The following is a 1,414-nucleotide window of genomic DNA, read 5'->3' as shown; positions in this document are numbered from 1 at the left end:
TCCTAATCATGCGCTTGCGCCGAAAGCTGGAGGCTGATGCGGCCAACCCTCGCCTGGTCAAAACATCCCGTGGCGCAGGCTACTTCTTCAACGCTGACGTAGATGTTAGCTACGGAGGCACGTTGGCCGCGTGACAGTGAGCTATGCTGGAGATTGGGGTGACGAGGCTGATCAAGCCTTCCAACAGTACCAGCCTGATCAATTACAGCGAGAGCTACCGGTCCGGAGATCGCATCAGCGCCTCTGTCGTCAAGAGAGCTGTTCTGCTTGACCCCAGCCATGGAGCTCAACGCCCCGCGTCGGAGCGCTCCCTGCTTCTGAAGGAAGCCACTAGGTCCGCTCGGGCTTGATCGGAGGCTTGGCTGATGGACGTCGTGGTTGCTTCGCTCAGTTGCCGCCCCATGGCGCGGCTTTGCGGATTATCCCTCTGCCTCTTCGCCGGTCTCAACAGCGCTGTGTAATGTTCATTGTTTATGATGACGCCCCCGCTGTTCACGAGGTTGCTCCTGTCAAGTGTACTCGTCAGTCCGTCCTGGGCCTCGCGCTTCTTGCCCAAGTGCCGTTCAAACGGCGCTGGCGCGACTTGTTGAGCTCGAGAGATGGGTCCCTGCTCTCCTGCGTGGCCATGAGCTTGTGCCGCGGTCTGCGCAGCGGCGTCCCCAATGGCACGAGCCTCCATGCCGACTGCGTCTTCCGGACGAGCAGCAAGGGCAATTTCGCGCCCGAGTGCGAACTTCCGGACATGAGTTAGTGCACTGATTTCAGCGGTTTTCATATAGCGCTTGGCATCTTCATCCAGCGACCGCTCGTGAAGCCGATCCGCAATCCCCGGCTTTTTGTTTTCAACCAGGCATTGACTGAAACGTCTAAGAGCAGACCCATAGACCTCAACGGTACGGGGTTTCGGCCCGGTCGGCGCTGCCTCGTACGCTTTGATGAGAGCCGCTGTGTACTCTCTGATGAGCACGGCGTCGGCAGGGTGGGGATTCAGGGCAGGGCGGCCCACCACTGGCGCTCCGCCCGCCCACGTCTTGAGACGACCCAGTGACCCAGCCACGGCCGAGGGGCCGCCACCCCAGATCTCGTACTCCTTGCGATCCCGATCCAGCGACGAATCGTGAAGCCGATCCGCAATCCCCGGCTTGTTATTGTCAAAGAGCCAACGACCAAAGCCGAAAAGAATATCTACATGGCGCTTGACCGTGATCTCCCCGACCTTACCGGCATAGAGTGCTGACCTCAGCCCTTCGACAAGGGTCGCATCGTTGGAATAAAGAGGACCCTTGTCGGGACCGGAGACCACTTTTGGGCGATCTGGCTGCACCGCCGCCGGCACAGAACGAGCATGGTCACGCAACTCGGACGGTGCGGGGGGATTCAGATCAACCACTGACGAATCCGGCGCATGATGATG

The 1,414-nt window shown here is 59.9% G+C and carries 1 protein-coding gene and 1 pseudogene; one reads left to right on the top strand and one right to left on the bottom strand.

What is annotated here, in order from left to right:
• A partial coding sequence (locus NKI49_RS33165; protein WP_031258565.1) for a winged helix-turn-helix domain-containing protein occupies positions 1-134 on the top strand: 134 nt, incomplete at its 5' end.
• A 152-nt stretch (positions 135-286) separates the two neighbouring features.
• Here the strand turns inward: NKI49_RS33165 and NKI49_RS33160 are convergent.
• A pseudogene (locus tag NKI49_RS33160) lies at positions 287-1,414 on the bottom strand (hypothetical protein); the annotation flags it as partial.

This window comes from Mesorhizobium sp. M0587, from assembly GCF_040320945.1.
Taxonomy (GTDB): Bacteria; Pseudomonadota; Alphaproteobacteria; order Rhizobiales; family Rhizobiaceae; genus Mesorhizobium.
The sequence above is the reverse complement of the archived record's forward strand: the minus strand, read 5'-3'. Positions and strand labels throughout refer to the sequence as shown.